Annotated in this window: 21 protein-coding genes; 14 read left to right on the top strand and 7 right to left on the bottom strand. The window is 70.2% G+C overall.

Going from position 1 to position 17,002, the window contains the following annotated elements; translation table 11 throughout:
- Positions 1-135: 135 nt before the first annotated feature.
- Positions 136-1,113, bottom strand: coding sequence for a 4-hydroxy-3-methylbut-2-enyl diphosphate reductase (locus KDB89_RS03270; RefSeq protein ID WP_219083440.1), 978 nt, complete (start codon positions 1,111-1,113; stop codon positions 136-138).
- Positions 1,114-1,264: 151 nt separating this feature from the next.
- Between KDB89_RS03270 and KDB89_RS03265 the strand changes: the two genes are divergently transcribed.
- From KDB89_RS03265 to KDB89_RS03255, 3 genes are read left to right on the top strand one after another with little or no spacing between them, the layout of a single operon-like run.
- The gene (locus KDB89_RS03265; RefSeq protein ID WP_219083439.1) at positions 1,265-2,017 is read left to right on the top strand and encodes a hypothetical protein; all 753 of its coding nucleotides are present in this window, start codon (positions 1,265-1,267) and stop codon (positions 2,015-2,017) included.
- Positions 2,017-3,243, top strand: a complete 1,227-nt coding sequence (gene xseA, locus KDB89_RS03260; protein WP_219083438.1) for an exodeoxyribonuclease VII large subunit — start codon at positions 2,017-2,019, stop codon at positions 3,241-3,243. The genes KDB89_RS03265 and xseA overlap by 1 nt, the downstream gene beginning before the upstream one ends.
- Positions 3,236-3,445 (top strand): exodeoxyribonuclease VII small subunit, encoded by a 210-nt coding sequence (locus KDB89_RS03255; RefSeq protein ID WP_219083437.1) that lies wholly within the window; start codon positions 3,236-3,238, stop codon positions 3,443-3,445. The genes xseA and KDB89_RS03255 overlap by 8 nt, the downstream gene beginning before the upstream one ends.
- Here the strand turns inward: KDB89_RS03255 and KDB89_RS03250 are convergent.
- Both KDB89_RS03250 and KDB89_RS03245 read right to left on the bottom strand, forming a co-directional pair.
- Entirely contained in the window at positions 3,442-4,008 is a 567-nt protein-coding gene (locus KDB89_RS03250) for a DUF4245 domain-containing protein (protein ID WP_219083436.1), read from the bottom strand. The genes KDB89_RS03255 and KDB89_RS03250 overlap by 4 nt on opposite strands.
- Before the next feature lie 53 nt (positions 4,009-4,061).
- The gene (locus KDB89_RS03245) at positions 4,062-4,862 is read right to left on the bottom strand and encodes an isoprenyl transferase (protein WP_219083435.1); all 801 of its coding nucleotides are present in this window, start codon (positions 4,860-4,862) and stop codon (positions 4,062-4,064) included.
- 126 nt (positions 4,863-4,988) lie between these two features.
- Here KDB89_RS03245 and trhA point away from each other — a divergent pair, with 126 nt between their 5' ends.
- The 3 genes from trhA to phoH2 all read left to right on the top strand — a co-directional run bounded on the left by trhA (position 4,989) and on the right by phoH2 (position 7,657).
- Positions 4,989-5,642: a PAQR family membrane homeostasis protein TrhA gene (trhA, locus tag KDB89_RS03240; RefSeq protein WP_219084180.1), complete on the top strand. Its 654-nt coding sequence runs from the start codon at positions 4,989-4,991 to the stop codon at positions 5,640-5,642.
- A gap of 98 nt (positions 5,643-5,740) precedes the next feature.
- Complete coding sequence (locus KDB89_RS03235) at positions 5,741-6,160, top strand: MarR family winged helix-turn-helix transcriptional regulator (protein WP_219083434.1); 420 nt, start codon at positions 5,741-5,743, stop codon at positions 6,158-6,160.
- Between the two features lie 174 nt (positions 6,161-6,334).
- Positions 6,335-7,657 (top strand): RNA 5'-3' helicase PhoH2, encoded by a 1,323-nt coding sequence (phoH2, locus tag KDB89_RS03230; protein ID WP_439654878.1) that lies wholly within the window; start codon positions 6,335-6,337, stop codon positions 7,655-7,657.
- A 206-nt stretch (positions 7,658-7,863) separates the two neighbouring features.
- Here phoH2 and KDB89_RS03225 read toward each other — a convergent pair whose 3' ends face one another.
- Positions 7,864-9,873 (bottom strand): thioredoxin domain-containing protein, encoded by a 2,010-nt coding sequence (locus KDB89_RS03225; protein WP_219083433.1) that lies wholly within the window; start codon positions 9,871-9,873, stop codon positions 7,864-7,866.
- A 72-nt stretch (positions 9,874-9,945) separates the two neighbouring features.
- Here KDB89_RS03225 and KDB89_RS03220 point away from each other — a divergent pair, with 72 nt between their 5' ends.
- Positions 9,946-10,554 carry a rhomboid family intramembrane serine protease gene (locus KDB89_RS03220; protein WP_219083432.1) on the top strand — a complete coding sequence of 203 codons (609 nt, stop codon included), beginning with the start codon at positions 9,946-9,948 and terminating at the stop codon, positions 10,552-10,554.
- On the opposite strand, the gene mca is transcribed toward KDB89_RS03220, so the two are convergent.
- Positions 10,551-11,447 carry a mycothiol conjugate amidase Mca gene (gene mca, locus KDB89_RS03215; protein ID WP_219083431.1) on the bottom strand — a complete coding sequence of 299 codons (897 nt, stop codon included), beginning with the start codon at positions 11,445-11,447 and terminating at the stop codon, positions 10,551-10,553. The genes KDB89_RS03220 and mca overlap by 4 nt on opposite strands.
- A gap of 80 nt (positions 11,448-11,527) precedes the next feature.
- Between mca and KDB89_RS03210 the strand changes: the two genes are divergently transcribed.
- Both KDB89_RS03210 and greA read left to right on the top strand, forming a co-directional pair.
- A complete protein-coding gene (locus KDB89_RS03210) occupies positions 11,528-11,926 on the top strand; it encodes a DUF4307 domain-containing protein (RefSeq protein WP_219083430.1) in 399 nt (132 codons plus the stop codon).
- Positions 11,927-11,938: 12 nt separating this feature from the next.
- The gene (gene greA / locus KDB89_RS03205; RefSeq protein ID WP_219083429.1) at positions 11,939-12,442 is read left to right on the top strand and encodes a transcription elongation factor GreA; all 504 of its coding nucleotides are present in this window, start codon (positions 11,939-11,941) and stop codon (positions 12,440-12,442) included.
- A gap of 60 nt (positions 12,443-12,502) precedes the next feature.
- Here greA and KDB89_RS03200 read toward each other — a convergent pair whose 3' ends face one another.
- Together KDB89_RS03200 and KDB89_RS03195 are read right to left on the bottom strand one after the other, a co-directional pair.
- On the bottom strand, positions 12,503-12,946 hold the full coding sequence (locus KDB89_RS03200) for a DUF2089 domain-containing protein (protein WP_219083428.1): 444 nt from the start codon (positions 12,944-12,946) through the stop codon (positions 12,503-12,505).
- A 2-nt stretch (positions 12,947-12,948) separates the two neighbouring features.
- Positions 12,949-13,752: a hypothetical protein gene (locus tag KDB89_RS03195; protein WP_219083427.1), complete on the bottom strand. Its 804-nt coding sequence runs from the start codon at positions 13,750-13,752 to the stop codon at positions 12,949-12,951.
- A gap of 106 nt (positions 13,753-13,858) precedes the next feature.
- On the opposite strand from KDB89_RS03195, the gene KDB89_RS03190 reads away from it, so the two are divergent.
- The 5 genes from KDB89_RS03190 to KDB89_RS03170 are packed head-to-tail and all read left to right on the top strand — an operon-like array spanning position 13,859 to position 17,002.
- Positions 13,859-14,554: a uracil-DNA glycosylase gene (locus KDB89_RS03190; protein WP_219083426.1), complete on the top strand. Its 696-nt coding sequence runs from the start codon at positions 13,859-13,861 to the stop codon at positions 14,552-14,554.
- Positions 14,551-14,757, top strand: coding sequence for a hypothetical protein (locus KDB89_RS03185; RefSeq protein ID WP_219083425.1), 207 nt, complete (start codon positions 14,551-14,553; stop codon positions 14,755-14,757). The genes KDB89_RS03190 and KDB89_RS03185 overlap by 4 nt, the downstream gene beginning before the upstream one ends.
- Positions 14,758-14,793: 36 nt before the next feature.
- The gene (gene msrA / locus KDB89_RS03180) at positions 14,794-15,459 is read left to right on the top strand and encodes a peptide-methionine (S)-S-oxide reductase MsrA (protein ID WP_219083424.1); all 666 of its coding nucleotides are present in this window, start codon (positions 14,794-14,796) and stop codon (positions 15,457-15,459) included.
- 50 nt (positions 15,460-15,509) lie between these two features.
- The gene (locus KDB89_RS03175) at positions 15,510-16,520 is read left to right on the top strand and encodes a hypothetical protein (RefSeq protein WP_219083423.1); all 1,011 of its coding nucleotides are present in this window, start codon (positions 15,510-15,512) and stop codon (positions 16,518-16,520) included.
- Positions 16,521-16,540: 20 nt separating this feature from the next.
- The gene (locus KDB89_RS03170; protein ID WP_219083422.1) at positions 16,541-17,002 is read left to right on the top strand and encodes an aminoacyl-tRNA deacylase; all 462 of its coding nucleotides are present in this window, start codon (positions 16,541-16,543) and stop codon (positions 17,000-17,002) included.

Genomic DNA, 17,002 nt, shown 5'->3' with positions numbered 1-17,002 from the left:
TGCTCAACTCCCGAAAACCGTTCAAACCGCCCACGCGGCGCGACGACAAGTGTGTCGTGCTCATCGCGGCCCAGGGTGACCGACGCGGGAGGCGAGCGCCGGGACAGGCAGGGGTCGGGCTGGGGCGACCTGGGGTCAGTGCTTGACGGCGCGGCGGAGATCCTTGCGGAGCTCCGGGGGCAGCGCGAAGGTGAGGGTCTCCTCCGTCAGGCGTTCCTCGACCGCGGCCGGGAAACCGCGCTCCTGGAGGAAGTTCAGCACACCCTGGACCAGGTCGTCGGGGACCGACGCGCCGCTCGTGACGCCGACGGTGTCCACGCCCTCGAGCCACGCGGGGTCGATCTCGCCGGCGTTGTCGACGCGGTAGGAGGCCTTGGCCCCCGCCTCGAGGGCGACCTCGACCAGGCGGACTGAGTTCGACGAGTTCTGGGAGCCGACGACGATCATCAGGTCGCAGCCGGCGCTGGCGATCTGCTTGACGGCCAGCTGGCGGTTCTGCGTGGCGTAGCAGATGTCGTCAGACGGCGGATCCATCAGCAGCGGGAACTTCTCCCGCAGCCGGGTCACGGTCTCCATCGTCTCGTCGACCGACAGCGTGGTCTGACTCAGCCAGGCGACGTTCGTGCCCTCGGGGAGCTCGACGTGCTCGACGTCGGCGGGGGACTGCACCAGCGTCGTGCTCTCCGGCGCCTCGCCCATGGTGCCCTCGACCTCCTCGTGGCCGCCGTGGCCGATGAGCAGGATCTGCGTGTTCTCCTTGGCGAACCTCTTCGCCTCGTGGTGCACCTTCGTCACCAGCGGGCAGGTGGCGTCGATGGTCTTGAGGTGCCGCTCGGCCGCCTCGGCGTGCACGGCGGGAGACACGCCGTGAGCGGAGAACACGACGGTCGCGCCCTCGGGAACCTCGTCGAGCTCCTCGACGAAGACCGCGCCGCGATGCTCGAGGGTCTCGACGACGTGCTTGTTGTGCACGATTTGCTTGCGCACGTAGACCGGCGGGCCGTACAGGTCCAGCGCCTTCTCGACGGTGACGACGGCCCTGTCGACGCCCGCGCAGTACCCGCGGGGGGCCGCGACGACGACGCGCTTGCTGGTCTCACTGGTGCTGGTCATATGGTCCAGTCTAAGTGGTGGGCACCGGATCCCAGCTTCGCGTCTGGCGCACAGCGGCACCGGCGGGACCCCGGCCGGACGCGCCGGGACGCAACCGGACCCACCTCCGCGCCGCCCGCACGTCGTCGGCACGCGTCGGTACCCTTGCCGCATGGATTCGCCGCAGCTCCACTCCCTCGGATTCGACACCGAAGACCTCGAAAGCCTCACGTCGGCCGCCTTCAGCGCCGGCGTGCGGGGCATCGACCAGGTGCCAGGCTTCGCACTGATCGGCACCTACACCGACCCGAGCGGCGCGCGGCTGGCCTTCGTGCAGCGCGACGGGCATCCCATCGACACCGCCGCGACGCTGAAGTCGGATGCCTCCTACCGCGCCCAGGTGCTGCGCTTCAGCGACCACATGGCACGTGTCACGCTCTACGCGAACGACGCCGAGGGCGAGCAGCTTGCGCAGTACCTCGCCCTGGTCGACGACCCGGTCTGCTACGAGCAGCACGACCCGAGCGCCGACGGCCACGACTCCCTGATCGACGCTCTGCAGGTGGGCATGCTGGCCCTCGACGTTGCCGTCTTCGACGACGAGGAGACCTTCCTCGCCTCCGATGAGGCCCGCATCGGCAACGTGCTGCTCGACACCCACGCCCTGATGTCGCCCAGTCTGATGGCGCTGTTCGCCGGCTCCATCTCGCCGGACGAGGCCACGCCCAACGTGCTGATGTCCGCTGTGGTCGACGCCGTGGAGGTCCGCCGAAACGCGCTCACCGGCATCGACTTCCAGTACGCGACGGTGACCAGCGAGGCCACCTTCGGTGTCGCCCTCCCCCTCGACACTCCCGTCGAGGCGGGCAACATCATCTTCGGCACCTTCCAGGCCGGTGCATCGAGCGGCCTCTGGGACGCCTGATGGCGCTGGAGAACTCCCGCGAGCGGCCGCAGCCGCTGGGCCGCGTCATCGGCGCGGTCAAGGGCTGGGTCGGGCGCTGCGGAGATATCTGGGTCGACGCTCAGGTCGTCGAGATCAAACGGCGCAGCGGCGCGACACAGTACCTGACCTTCCGCGACCGGACCGCGGACATGTCCGCCCGGGTGACCGTGTCCGCCTTCGTGCTCGACGCCGCGGGCCCCCTGCCGGAGGGCTCACGTGTGACGGCCCGGGTCCGACCCCGTGTCTGGGAGCGGAGCGCCTCCCTCACCTTCGAATGCCTCGAGCTGCACGTGGCAGGCGAGGGCAGGCTCCTGGCCCAGCTGGAGCAGCGCCGCCGCAAGCTCCAGGCCGAGGGGCTGTTCGACGACTATCGAAAGAAGCGTCTCCCGGCCCTCCCCCGCGTGATCGGGCTCGTGACGGGCAAGGACTCCGACGCCGAGCGCGACGTCGTGACCAACATCGCCCGACGCTGGCCCGCCGCACAGATCCGCGTCCGGCACGCCCTCGTGCAGGGGCCGACGTCCGCAGAGTCTGTCATGACGGCGCTCGCGGCCCTCGATGCCGACGCGGAGGTCGACGTCATCATCATCGCCCGCGGCGGCGGCTCGCTGGAGGACCTGCTCTCGTTCTCCGACGAGGGGCTCGTCCGCGCCGTCGCCGCGGCCCGGACCCCCGTCGTGAGCGCCATCGGTCACGAGGCCGACGTCCCGCTGCTCGACTACGTCGCCGACGTGCGCGCCTCGACCCCCACCGACGCAGCCAAACGCGTCGTGCCCGATCGCAACGACGAACTCATGCACCTCTCCCAGGCGCGGCTGCGCCTCGGCCGGGCGCTGGAGCACAGGCTCTCCCGCGAGCAGGCATGGCTCGAACAGCAGCGCTCGCGGCCCGTGATGCTCGACCCGACCAGCGCGTTCGCGGCCCACTACGCCCGTCTCGACCACCTCCGCCACCGGCTCGACACGGCGATCGAGCGACACCTCACCGCGCAGGAAGCGGACCTCCGATCCGCCGTCTCGACCATCCGCGCGCTGTCCCCCAAGCGCACCCTGGAGCGCGGCTACGCCGTGCTCGTCGACGCCTCGGGCGGGTCGGTCTCCAGCACCGCCGACGCCTCCGCGGGCGAGCGCATCGAGGCCTACCTCTCCGACGGAACCCTTACGCTCGACGTCGTCGCCACCACCCCCAAGGAGCAGCATGCCTGAGGAAGAACTCACCTACGAACAGGCCCGCGACGAGCTGATGCAGGTCGTCGCGAAGCTGGAGTCCGGCGGGGCCTCGCTGGCCGACTCCATGGCGTTGTGGCAACGCGGGGAGAAGCTGGCGGACATCTGCCAGGGATTCCTCGACGGGGCCAGGGAACAGGTCGCCAAGCGCCAGGCGGAGGACGCGGAGGACTCCGACTAGTCCGCTGTCGGGGCGACCTCGACGAGCATCGCCGCGAAGGCCTCCAGCGATACGAAGTCCGTGTCGGCGCTGACGATGGACGTCACGTCCCCATCGGTCGACACCAGGCTGCGGGTCCGCTCGTCGTCGCTCTCGTAGCGCTCCCACGTCAGGCCGGCGATCTCGACCTGCTCACCCACCAGGGATCCCTCCCGGGTCGTGGCGCTGATGAACTCCGCACGCGATTCGTCTCGCTGCTGGACGCCGTAGTACACGTCGTCTGGCGACAGGTAGCCCACCTGCCACGAGTCGCCGACCGCCGGCTCGGATGTGATCCAGGGCTGCCCCGACAGTGCCCATGCGACGCGGGTCGGGATCCAGTCCTCCTCGAGCCCGTCCGCCACCAGCAGCGGATACGACGACTGCTCCTGCGCGACGGCAAGGGTGGCGGCCACGTCGACCCGCTCAGCCCCCTCGTCGGCGGGCGTGGTGAAGATCCACATGATCAGCAGGACCGGGATGACGATGACCGCCATCGAGATGACCATGTCGCGCGTGCGGGCGTTCTTGTTGGGTCCTGCCATGCGGGCATCCTAGAGCGCGCCGCCAAGGTTCGCGGCCTCGCAACGGCGGGCCCTCACTTGCCGAAGCGACGCTCGCGCTGCGTGTAGGAACGCAGGGCGCGCACGAAGTCGACGCGCCGGAAGTCAGGCCAGAGCGCCTCGCAGAAGTAGAACTCGCTGTGCGCCGACTGCCACAGCAGGAACCCGGACAGCCGCTGCTCGCCCGACGTGCGGATGATCAGGTCGGGGTCGGGCTGGCCCTTGGTGTAGAGGTGCTGCGAGATCTCGTCGATGTCGACGGTGGCGGCCACCTCCTCGAGGGTCCTGCCCTGGGCCGCCTTCTCCAGCAGCAGCGAGCGCACGGCGTCGCGCAGCTCCATGCGGCCTCCGTAGGCCACCGCGACGTTGACCTGCATCCCGTCGACGCCCGCCGTCGAGTCCGACGAGGTCTGCAGCGAGGAGGCCACATCGTCGGGCAGCAGCTCGAGCGCCCCGACGGCGCGAACCCGCCACCGCTTCGTGGCCGCGAGGTCCGCCACGAGCTGCTCGATGACGCCGAGCAGGTCGCCCAACTCGTCCGCCTGGGAGCGCTGCAGGTTCTCGGTGCTCAACACCCACAATGTGATGACCTGCAGATCGGCGTCGTCGCACCACTCGACGAACTCCTCGAGCCGCTCTGCGCCGGCCCGGTAGCCCGCGACCAGCGGCTGGCCGGGGGCGTTCATGCGGGCCCACCGACGATTGCCGTCGGCGAGCACGGCGACGTGGCGCGGGAGCGCACTACGGTCGAGGTGCCCGAGCACGCTTCGTTCGTAGGTGGCGTACAGCCATCGCGGCGGCCACCACCTGTTCGCGAGGCTCGCATACCAGGACATGCGTGAAAGACTAGCGCGACAGTTGGATTTCCAGCCCGGACGGGTTAACCTACGGTTGCGTAAGTTACGGAAGCGTAGGTATCGAGCATGAGCGCTGCACCCGCGGTCACTACAGGCGGTCTCACCATGGACATCACCCTCCCCACCCTGCCGGCCAAGCCGAAGCTGCGCGGCTGGCTGCACCTCGGCATGGCCCCGCTGGTCTTCATCACGGGGCTGGTCTTCACCATCTTCGCGCCCACGCTCGACGCCAGGATCGGCTGCGGCGTCTACACACTGGCCGCCGTCCAGCTGTTCGGCACCAGCGCCGTCTACCACCGCGGCAACTGGTCGGTCCGCGCGCTCGGCATCTTCCGACGCGTCGACCACTCGAACATCTTCATCTTCATCGCGGGTACCTACACGCCGCTCGCCCTGACGATGCTGACCGGCCCGTCGCGCTGGAGCCTGCTCATCCTGATCTGGTCCATCGCGCTGCTCGGCGTCGCGTTCCGCATCGTCTGGCTCAGCGCCCCACGCTGGCTCTACACCATGCTGTACGTCGCGATGGGTTGGGCGGCGCTGGGTTGGTTGAATCAGTTCTGGGCAGCGGGCGGCCCGGCCGTCGTCGTCCTGCTGCTGGCGGGCGGGCTCGTGTACTCCCTGGGCGCCGTCGCGTACGCCACCAAGAGACCGGCCCTGTCCCCGACCTGGTTCGGCTTCCACGAGGTCTTCCACTCCTGCACCATCGTCGCCGCCGTCCTGCACGCCGTGGCGATCGGGCTGGCGGTCTTCGGCTGAGCCCGGGGCACCGGCAAAGCCGCTTCGGCCCTTGTGTACGGTTGGTCATCGCGTCACCCGTGACGCCTCTCCCGCCGCCCACACGGAACTGACTGCGCATGATCAACGGCCTTGGATTCGAACTGCACCGCCTCGTCTGGACCATCGAGATGAAGGCGAACGCGATGCTCCAGCCGTACGGCCTGACGTATACCCAGTTCCGGATCCTCCGGACGATCGCGACGAAGGGGCCCATCGCCGGCAAAGACCTCGCCAGCGCGCTGCTGGTGACACCGTCGTCGATGTCGAAGTCCGTGAGCCGCCTCACCGCTGCGGGCTACGTCGAGGACACCCAGCCAGCAGGTATGGGCAACATCCAGCGTCTCGAACTGACCGACGAGGGCCGTGACATCCTGGAGCCCCTCGCGGAGGCCCTCGACGACACGCTGGAGGACGTGTGCCGCGTCGTCGGCCTCGACCCCGCGGCGGTCGGCGCCTCGATGGCGAGCATGGTCAAGGAGATCCGCCGCCGCGGCTGAGCGCCCAGGCGACAATCAAGTTACAACCGTGCAATTCCCCCTTCCGGTGCACGCCCGGCGGGGTTAGTCTCCCTGCATGGAGAGACGCTCCATCCCAGCCACCACGACCCCCTGACCCACTTGTTCGGGGGCTGTGCGAGAGCCGCCCCCGCGAAGGGAGCGAAAGTGCTCAACGTGTCCGATCAGGCTTCTTCCCCAGCCGTCATCCCCGCCGACCAGGCCATCCGCACCTACGTCGTCGATACCTCGGTCCTGCTGTCAGATCCGCGCGCGATGCTCCGCTTTGCCGAGCACAACGTGGTGCTGCCGATCGTCGTGATCACGGAGCTGGAGGCCAAGCGGCACCACCCGGAGCTGGGCTTCTTCGCCCGGTCGGCGCTGCGGCTGCTCGACGACCTGCGCGTCGAGCACGGGAGGCTCGACACCCCGCTCCCCATCAACGACCAGGGCGGCAACCTGCGGGTCGAGCTCAACCACAGCGACCAGTCCTCGCTCCCCGTCGGCTTCCGGCTCGGTGACAACGACACCCGTATCCTCGCCGTCGCACTGAACTACGCCAACGAGGGACACGACGTCGTGCTCGTCTCGAAGGACGTGCCGCTGCGCGTCAAGGCCGCCGCCGTCGGGCTCGCCGCCGAGGAGTACCGCAACGAGCTCCCCGCCCACGCGGGCTACACGGGCATGGCCGAGGTGGACGTCGCCGCCGACGATGTGGACGCCCTCTACTCGGGCGAGACCGTCACGCTCGACCGGGACATCACCGTCAACTCCGGGGTCGTGCTCCGCGCCCCCGCCTCCAGCGCGCTGGGTCGTCGGCACGCCGACGGCACGGTCCACGCGATCCGCCAGGACCGCGAGGTCTTCGGGCTGCGGGGCCGCTCGGCCGAGCAGCGTGTGGCGCTCGACGTCCTGATGGACGACTCGGTCGGCATCGTCTCGCTCGGCGGCCGCGCCGGGACCGGCAAGTCGGCGCTCGCGCTGTGCGCCGGCCTCGAGGCCACGCTCGAGCAGCACAAGTACACCAAGGTGATGGTGTTCCGCCCGCTCTACCCCGTCGGCGGCCAGGACCTCGGCTTCCTGCCCGGCAGCGCGGACGAGAAGATGATGCCGTGGGGCGAGGCGGTCTTCGACACGTTGTCGGCCGTGACCAACAAGTACGTCATCGATGAGCTGGTCGCCCAGGACATGATCGAGGTGCTCCCGCTGACCCACATCCGCGGGCGCTCGCTGCACGACGCGTTCGTGATCGTCGACGAGGCCCAGTCTCTGGAGCGCAACGTGCTGCTGACGGTGCTCTCCCGGATCGGGCAGAACTCGCGCGTCGTCCTGACGCACGACGTCGCCCAGCGCGACAACCTGCGCGTCGGCCGACATGACGGCATCGTCGCCGTGATCGAGAAGCTCAAGGGCAACCCGCTGTTCGCGCATGTGACCCTCACCCGGTCGGAGCGCTCCCCGATCGCGGCCCTGGTGACCGACCTGCTGGAGGAGGTCTGAGCCACCCTGCGGCCCCTGACCGCAGGCGCCACCCTTCTTCACAGACGCCACCCTTCTCGACCGACACCACCCTTGTTCGCAGATGCCACCGCCATGGCGGTGGCATCTGTCGATAGGGGTAGCGCCTGTCCGTAAGGGTGGCGTCGGTTGGTAAGGGTGGCGTCGAGGGACGGGGACGGTCTGGTCAGGCACCCGGTCGGGCCGCGTCAGACGCGCGACCAGAGTGGGGTCTTGAGTTCGTTGTAGTCGTCGACGGGGTCGAAGCAGACCGTGCCGCGGCACACGTAGACGAGGCCGTCGACACGGCCCTCCAGGTGTGTGCCGAAGCCCGCAGTGCCCTCAGCGGCCGTCAGCACAGCCGACCCCGCGGGCACCAGCCGCCACGACGCGCGCGCCAGCTCGGCGAACGGGTCGGCCGCGACGACGACCGCGACGGCCGGCTTCAGCCCGCGGCGGGCCTCGTCGGCGATGAACAGGTCGGCCAGCGCCGCACCGGCGAAGCGCGGCGTCTCGGCGACGACAGCCCACGTCGTGCGGGCCGCCTCGTCGGCGCGGGCCGCGAGGTCCGGGCGCTCCGCCAGCAGCGCGACCGACCGCAGCGCAGCGATGAGCGCGGACGTGCCCGACGGTGTCACGTTGTCCGTCAGCGAGCGCGGGCGGTCGAACAGTCCGGTGTCGACGGCGTCGTAGAACCCGCCGTCGGGGTGGGAGAAGATCTCGACGGCGCGGTCGACGAGGGCCTCGGCGCGGCGCAGCCACTGTGGGTCACCCGTGGCGGACGCGAGCGCGGCGAAGGCCTCCGCGACGGCCCCGAAGTCCTCGGCTCCGCCCAGGGTCGAGTCGGCGACGCCCTCGTGCGACGAGCGGCGCAGGTCGCCGTCGACGAGGTGAACCGCGACGAGGTGCTCGGCGGCGCGCAGCGCAAGCTCGAGCCAGCCGGGCTCGTTGAAGACCAGGGCGCCCTGCACGAGCGAGCTGATCGCCCAGCCGTTCCAGGCGGAGACGACGAGCTGGTCGGCGGCGGGGCGGAAGCGCGTCTCTCGCTCGGCGAGCAGCGTCTCGGAGACCTGCTGCAGCTTGGCGAAGTCGGGACGGCCGCGCAGCTGCAGCGTCGACAGGCCGTCGTCGAAGGTGCCGCCGGCGGTGACGTGGAAGGCCGTGGCGGCCCAGTCGCCGAGCTCCTTGCCGAGCGCATCGTAGAGCAGCTCGGGGTTCCAGAGGTAGAAGATGCCCTCGTGCACGGCGCCGCGGATGTCGCACGAGTCGGCGTCGAGGCCGGCGATGAACGCGCCCTCCTCGCTGACCATCTCGCGCTCCAGCCACTCGACGATGCCGTAGGCGGTGCGCTCGAGCAGCGCCCGCAGGCCGGAGTCGTGGTCGGCTGTGCGACGCCAGCCACGCACGTAGGTGCCGAGCAGGAGGGCGTTGTCGTAGAGCATCTTCTCGAAGTGCGGCACCACCCAGCCGGCGTCGACGGCGTAGCGGTGGAACCCTCCGCCGACCTGGTCGTAGATCCCGCCGCGGGCCATGTGCTCCAGCGTCCGCTGGGCCAGCTCGAGCGTGCGGGGGTCGCCCTTGACGAGCAGCGCGTCGAGCAGCGTCGGCGCGGGGAACTTCGGCGCGGTGCCGAAGCCGCCGTGGATGAGGTCGAAGGTCGCCTCGACAGAGTCGACGGCGACGCGCAGGTCGGGGGTCTGCGCGGCGTGAACGGCAGCGCCGGAGGTGATGGCCGCCACGACGGCGTCGGCGGTCTGCACCAGCGACTCGCGCTGCGTCGCCCAGGCGCCGGCCAGCGCCTCGAGCACATCGCGGAACGCGGGCAGGCCATCGGAGGCGGTCGGCGGGAAGTACGTGCCGGTGAAGAAGGGTTGGCCGTCGGGCGTGAGGAAGGCGGTCATGGGCCAGCCACCCGCGCCGTTGTTCATCGCCTGCGTCGCCGTCATGAACACCGCGTCCAGGTCGGGACGCTGCTGACGGTCGACCTTGATGGCCACGAAGTTCTCGTTGATGTACTGCGCGATCGCGTAGTCGTCGAACGACTCGGCGCTCATCACGTGGCACCAGTGGCACGACGCGTAGCCGACGCTGAGCAGGATCGGACGGTCCAGCTCGGCGGCGCTGGCGAGCGCCTCGTCGGACCACTCCCACCAGTCGATGGCCTGGCTCGCGTGCTGGCGAAGGTAGTCGCTGGTGGAGGCGCTGAGGCGATTGGGCATGGGGGACAGCCTAATCCGGCGCCGCGACGCGCCCACATCCGGCCCGTTGACTTGCTCGGGCACACTGGATCCATGAGCTACAGCCGTGCGTACGACCTGCCGGACTCCCGCGCGAAGCAGCGCCCGACGTTCGGGCAGGCGATCCTGGTCGTCGGCGGGCTGCTGGCCGTCATGTGGGTGCTCGAGGGGATCGACTCCGTCGCGCTCAACGCGCTCGACTCCTACGGCATCGAGCCGCGGAAGCTCTCCGACCTGCCCAACATCCTGTGGTCCCCCTTCCTGCACTTCGGCTGGGCGCACCTCATCTCGAACTCGGTGCCGTTCCTGGTGCTCGGAGTCCTGACCTACCTGTCAGGACGGGCGAACTTCTGGGCCGTCTCGTTCATCGCGACGATGGCCTCCGGCCTGACGGCGTGGTTCCTGTCCCCCGTCGGGTCCATCACCGCCGGCGCGTCCGGCGTCATCTTCGGCTACCTGACGTACCTGCTCGTCAGAGGCTTCTTCGCACGCAGCATCGTGCAGATCATGATCGCCGTGGTCGTGTTCGTCGCCTACGGCAGCGTGCTGCTCGGCGTGATCCCCGGCGCCGAGGGCATCAGCTGGCAGGCGCACCTCGGCGGCGCCGTCGGCGGCGTCGTGGCCGCCTGGTGGCTGCACGGCAGGGAGCGCCGCCGCCGCTAGATCATGAACTCCGGGACCAGCGCGTCGGGGCGCAGCCCGGAGAAGAGGTCGTCCTCGGGGATCATGGTGGGCACCTTCGAGACCACGAGCTGGAAGTCCTCCGTCGGCCAGCCGGCCTGCTGGATCGCCAGCGGCACCGCGAACCACGGCCCGTCCGGATCCACCTGCGTCGCGTGCGCCCGCAGCGCGTCGTTGCGGACCTCGAAGTACTCGGCGCAGTGGATGAACGTCGTGACGCGGCCGTCGGCGAACGGGTCCTGGGAGCGGTGCGGGGCCTCGTAGTGCAGGCCTGCGGCGTGCATGGCCTCCTCGAGCATCTCGTCGCGTCGGCGGTGGAATCCCGTGTGGTAGTACAGCTTGGCAGCCTGCCAGGGCGTGCCGTGCTCGGGCCACAGGTCGCCGTCGGCCGCCGCTCTGAAGGCCTCGACGGTGATGCGGTTGCACATGACGTGGTCGGGGTGGGGGTAGCCGCCGTGCTCGTCGTAGGTGGTGACCACGTGCGGGCGGAAGTCCCGGATGACCTTCACGAGGCGGCCGGCCGCCACTGTGGGGTCCTGCAGCCCGAAGCAGCCCTCGGGCAGCGGAGGCAGCGGGTCCCCCTCCGGGAAGCCGGAATCGACGAAACCGAGCCACACCTGCTCGATGCCGAGGATCTCGCGCGCCCTGGCCATTTCGGCGCGGCGGATCTCCGCGACGTTGTCCTCGATCTCCGGGCGCCCGGCCAGCTGCGGGTTCAGCACCGAGCCGCGCTCGCCGCCCGTGCAGGTGGCGACCATCACCTCCACACCCTCGGCCACGTACTTGGCCGTGGTCGCGGCGCCCTTGCTCGACTCGTCGTCGGGGTGCGCGTGCACGTGGAGCAGCCTGAGCTGGCGGGGCACGGATTCGGACATGGTGGGTATTCTGCCGCGCCTGCGCCCACGATGCCCACGAATCTCAGGGCCCCGGCGGAAACTCGGGGCACAATGGAGCCGTGACCACAGACGAAGCCCGCATCCAGGCGAGGTACCCGAAGCGATCCGCCACCGACTACGTGCTGGGCGGCCTCGCATCCGTGGCCGTGCTGGGGGCCATCGCAATGGTGGTCGTGGCGGGCGTCGAGCAGTCGAACCCGGACGTCGTCGGCATGATCCGCAGCTTCGACGTGCCGAGCGCCACGCAGGTCACTACGGAGATCGTCGTGCAGCGCAAGGACCCCACGACCCCGGTCGTGTGTGAGCTGTACGCACAGGCCGAGTCGTACGAGACCGTCGGCGAGGCCTCGGTCGAGATCCCCGCCGGCGTCGACAGGCTGACCACCGTCATCGTCGACGTGAAGACCATGCGAGAGGCCACGGCGATCAGCATCGACCACTGCCGCGTGGCGGGCTGATAGGCTCAAAGAATGTCCGAATCTTCTTCCAATGTGGTGTGGCTCACGCAGGAGGCCTACGACAAGCTCGAGGCGGAACTGACGGAGCTGAAGACCGTGGGGCGCCCCGACGTGAGCTCCCGCATCGCGCAGGCGCGCGAAGAGGGCGACCTCTCCGAGAACGGCGGTTACCACGCCGCACGCGAGGAGCAGGGCCAGATGGAGGGCCGCATCCGCCAGCTGGAGGACCTGCTGCGCCGCGCCCAGGTCGGCCAGGCCACCGGGTCCAGGGACGAGGTGGCCCCCGGCAAGCTGATCACCGTCGCGTTCGACGGCGACGAGGATGACACCGACACGTTCCTGCTCGGTTCCCGCGAGGTGCTGGCCACCGACTCCAGCGTCGACTACTCCGTCTACTCCCCGCAGTCCCCGCTCGGCTCCGCCGTGCTCGGCGCCAAGATCGGCGACGAGGTCCGCTACACGGCGCCGACAGGCCGCGAGATCATGGTCGTCGTGACCAAGGTCGACACCCTCTGACATACAGACAACCGAGCCGGCCCGCCTCCGATGGAGGCGGGCCGGTGTCGTCCGGGCGGTTCAGGCGAGCAGCTGGGCCGCGACCTCGGGCGAGATCTCGCCGCGGGCCACGCGCGCGAGGATCTGCTGCTCAGGCGTCTCGGCCACGACGTGCTCGTCGCCGTACTCGCTGGGCTCCGCGTCTGCCGCGGCAGGCTCATCGGCCGGCTCCGCGACTGCCCCCGCCGGGGCGAGGCCGAGCTTGACGAGCACGGCGTCGAGGCGGGCGCGCGCCGTCGGGTAGGAGACCTGGAGGAACTTCTCCACCTCGCGCAGGTTGCCCCGCGAGGAGAGGAAGACCTTCAGCAGGTCGAGGTCGGCCTCGCCGAGGGCGCAGAACTCGCAGCTGGCGAACTCGCCGGCGATCTGCGTGCCGCAGGTCAGGCAGCCCTTGCTGGTGGTGACGAGGTTGTCGCCGCAGACGGGGCAGTCTGCGGGCGCGTGGTAGAGCTTCCGGGTGTCCATGCTCAGTCCTCCACAGTCTTGATGGTCGCCATGCCCATGACGACGGCGACGTCGAGCCGGGCAGAACCGTTGCCGACGATGAACTCGTCGACCTTCTCGTTGCCGTCGGGCCAGCTGATGCGGCCGAGGCGGGCCTCGCCGCGGATCGCGACGTTGGCGCCCTTGGTCAGGGTGACGTTGAGGGTGCCGGACTCCACCTTCAGCCGCGAGCGGCCGAGCTGGATGGGGCCCTCGACGTGGACGCCGCCGGCCTGGCTGAGGAGGTCCTCGATCTCCTGCACGTCGTCGAGGTCCGCGCCGCCGGCGGTGACGCGGATGCGGCCGAGGCGGGGCACGCCGCCGGTGCGGAGCGACCCCGTCGTGACCTCGGCGTCGACGATCAGCCGCGGGTTGACGCGGACGACGAGCTCCTTGCCGAGGCCGATGTCGCGCAGGTCGTCGAGGCTTCGCGGGGGTCGGATGACGGAGAAGCCGCGCAGCGTGGGGCCGATCTCCTCGGTGGATGTGACCTCCATCACGGTGCCGACGCGGCGCAGCGCGTGCGGGCCGTCGATGCTCAGGGTGGTGACCGACGAGTCGCCCTCGATCCGGACGCGACGCCCGACGGCGGTGACGGAGACGCGGGAGAGGCCGCCCGCCTGGGGGCCTCCCTTGGTGGTGGTGTCCTGTTCGGAGGATCCGGTGGGTGCGGAGTCGGCGCACGCGGCGGCCTGCTTCGCGGCCTCGATGCGTCTGCCCGCCTCGGCGGCGTCGATGCGTCCGGCGGCCAGATCGTCGAGGATCGGGCCAAGATCAGCGTTACTCATACAGGAAATGATAAACCTGCTTTCCACTCTGGCAAATGGGGGTTTCACCTTATGTATCCCCCATCTGCCGGGTCTGCGAGCCGGCGGGATCTGGCAGACTCATGCCATGCCGCGTCCTCTGTCAGAGCTCGTCGCCCCCGACTGGGCCGAGGCCCTCGCGCCCGTCGAGGGCCAGATCACCGCCATGGGGAACTTCCTCCGCCAGGAGATCCGCGAGGGGCACACCTACCTCCCGGCCGCCGACAACATCCTGCGGGCCTTCACACTGCCGCTTGCCGACGTGAGGGTTCTGATCCTGGGGCAGGATCCCTACCCGACGCCCGGACACCCCGTCGGGCTGTCCTTCTCGGTCGCGCCGGACGTGCGCCCGCTGCCCGGCAGCCTGAAGAACATCTACCGCGAACTCGAGACCGACCTGGGCATCCCGCAGGCCGCCCACGGCGACCTGACCTCCTGGTTCAACCAGGGCGTGCTGCTGCTGAACAGGGTGCTGACCGTGCGGCCGGGGGCCCCCGCCTCCCACCGCGGCAAGGGCTGGGAGCAGGTCACCGCCCGGGCCGTCGAGGCGCTCGCGCAGCGCGGCGGCCCGCTCGTGGCGATCCTGTGGGGCCGCGACGCCCAGAGCGCCGCGCCGATGCTGGGCGAGGTGCCCGTGATCGCGTCCGCTCACCCGTCGCCGCTGTCCGCACGGTCGGGTTTCTACGGCTCGCGACCGTTCAGCCGCGCCAACGCGCTGCTGGAGCAGCAGGGCGGCTCCCCGATCGACTGGACCTTGCCCGCGGATGCGACACTGGTCTCATGACCGAGCCCACCGGACCGCAGCCCGCCGACGAGCAGCCGAAGGCCGCCCCGGCCCAGGAGACCGACGACTCGTCCGTGCCCGCCACCATCTTCACCAAGCGCGAGGTGCCGACCAGGACGCGGCGCATGCTGTGGGCCGTCGGATTCGCCGTCGGCGCCGGCTACGTCCTCTACGGCCTGTGGGGGATGTTCACCGCAGGCTGAGTCGCTCCCGCGCCTGCGCGGGGTAGCGTGGACGGCATGAACGACATCGACGTGCTGGGCTGGCTGCAGCGACATCGGAGCACCCCGACACTGGTGGGCGCCGACGAGGCGCTGCCCGGCCGCGCGACCTCCGTCCTCGGCCCCATCCCCCGCCACGAGGTCTTCGGCATCCCGCTCGACGAGGTCCCGGACGGCAGCGAGGTCGCCTACTTCGCGCTCGGCTGCTACTGGGGCGCGGAGAAGGTCTTCTGGCACATCGACGGCGTCGTCAACACCGCCGTCGGCTTCATGGGCGGCCACACCCCCAACCCCACGTACAAGGAGACCTGCACTGGGAGGACCGGGCACGCGGAGACCGTGCGCGTCGTCTTCGACCCGACGAAGGTCAGCTATGCGGAACTGGTGCAGGCGTTCTTCGAGCACCACGACCCGACGCAGGGCTTCCGGCAGGGCAACGACGTCGGCACGCAGTACCGCTCGGCCATCTACCCCGTCGACGACGAGCAGCTCGCCGTCGCCCGCACGGTCCGCGACGCGTACCAGGGGCCCCTGACCGCGGGCGGCTTCGGCGAGATCTCCACCGAGATCGAGCCCGGCCAGCGCTTCTTCTACGCCGAGGTGGAGCACCAGCAGTACCTGTCGAAGAACCCGAACGGCTACGACTGCCACATCCGCACCGGGGTCGCCTGCCCGCTCCCCTGACCTGTGGGGCGGGGAATCGTCCCCACAGGGTGACCCCATAGACTGGCGCGATGCGATCTGTGTCGGCCCTTGTTGCGGCGTGTCTGACGCTCACGCTGGTCGGCTGCGCCGAGACCCCGGTCGCGCCTGATCCGACGGCCTCCACGACGTCGAGCACCGCGACCACCTCCTCGGCTGTGGCGAGCCCGACGGCCTCCCCGTCGCCCACCGTGTCGCTCCTGCCAGACAGCGAGTTCCCCATCACCTTCCTGGTCGCCAGGTCGCTGATCGACGGCGGCGCCGCGCCGGTCATCGCGGAGCTGCACAATGTCGCCCAGGGCCTGCCGGTCCTCAAGGTCGACATCACGAAGGACGAGGCCAGGCTCACCGCGCTGACGCCGGACAACCAGGTGGTCAGCTACGCCTGGCGCGACGGGTCCATCACCAAGGTTGACTCCGACATCCAGTACCTCGCCCAGGCGACCTTCGACCCCGCCGACTACCCGCTCGACAACGTCGCGCGCATGTTCGACGTCGCCGACCTGCGCGGCGTCCGCGGCACCACCCAGTCGCTGCAGATCGTCGAGTACCGCGCCGGAGAGGTGCTGATGACCGTGACGTCGCGGCCCGAAACGTCGACGGTGTTCTTCCGCCAGGACGGCACGGCCGTCGCCGAGCTGGGGTTCACGAGCGTCGCCGACATCACCGCGGGCCTCGAGGAGGTCGTCGGCGACGCCACGAAGGTCTACCAGGTCGGCTTCACGCAGGCCCGCGGCTACTGGGCGGATATCCCGGACTCCGAGGACGGAGTCATCCTGAACCGCAGCCGCACCGGCGGCCTGCCCGCGTTCGAGACGCGCCGCAGCGAGACCTCAGCGCTCGCCACGTTCAGCCCGACACTGCTGCAGCCGGCCGCGCTGGCCAAGGCCGTCGCCCTGTTCCAGGCCTCCCCCGACGAGACCTGCGACGTCGTCATCGACATGTCGCAGCAGCGCTACGCGCCCGTCGCGACCATCACGTGCGGATCGACCGTGCACTACACGGACATGGACGGGCGCGACATGACGGACCTGCTCAGCTGACGTCGCCCTAGTCTGGCGCCATGAACAACCCCGCCATCGACGCCCTGGCGGTGTCCGGCCTCGCCCACACTGTCACGCGCCACGGTCGCGTCGGTTCCCTGGCGGAGGCTGCTGCCGCGCGTGGGGTCGAGCCGGCCGACATCATCAAGACGATGGTGGTGCGCCGCGCGGAGGGCGACCACCTCCTCGTGCTCGTCCCCGGCGACCGCAGCATCGCCTGGCCGAAGCTTCGGGCCCTCCTCGGCGTCAGCCGCCTCTCGATGCCGGACGCCGCGGAGGCGCTGCGCGTCACCGGGTTCGAGCGCGGCACCATCACGCCGTTCGGGACCCTGACGCCGCTGCCCGTCGTCGCGGACGAGCGCGTGGCGGGGCACCGGATCAGCATCGGGGCGGGTGCGCACGGGGTCGCGGCGACGCTGGACGGCGACGAGCTCGTCGCCTTCCTGGGCGCGAGGGTCGCCGACGTCACCGACCCGGCCTGA

Source organism: Tessaracoccus palaemonis (genome assembly GCF_019316905.1).
Classification (GTDB): Bacteria; Actinomycetota; Actinomycetes; order Propionibacteriales; family Propionibacteriaceae; genus Arachnia; species Arachnia palaemonis.
This window is presented reverse-complemented; position numbering and strand designations above follow the sequence as displayed.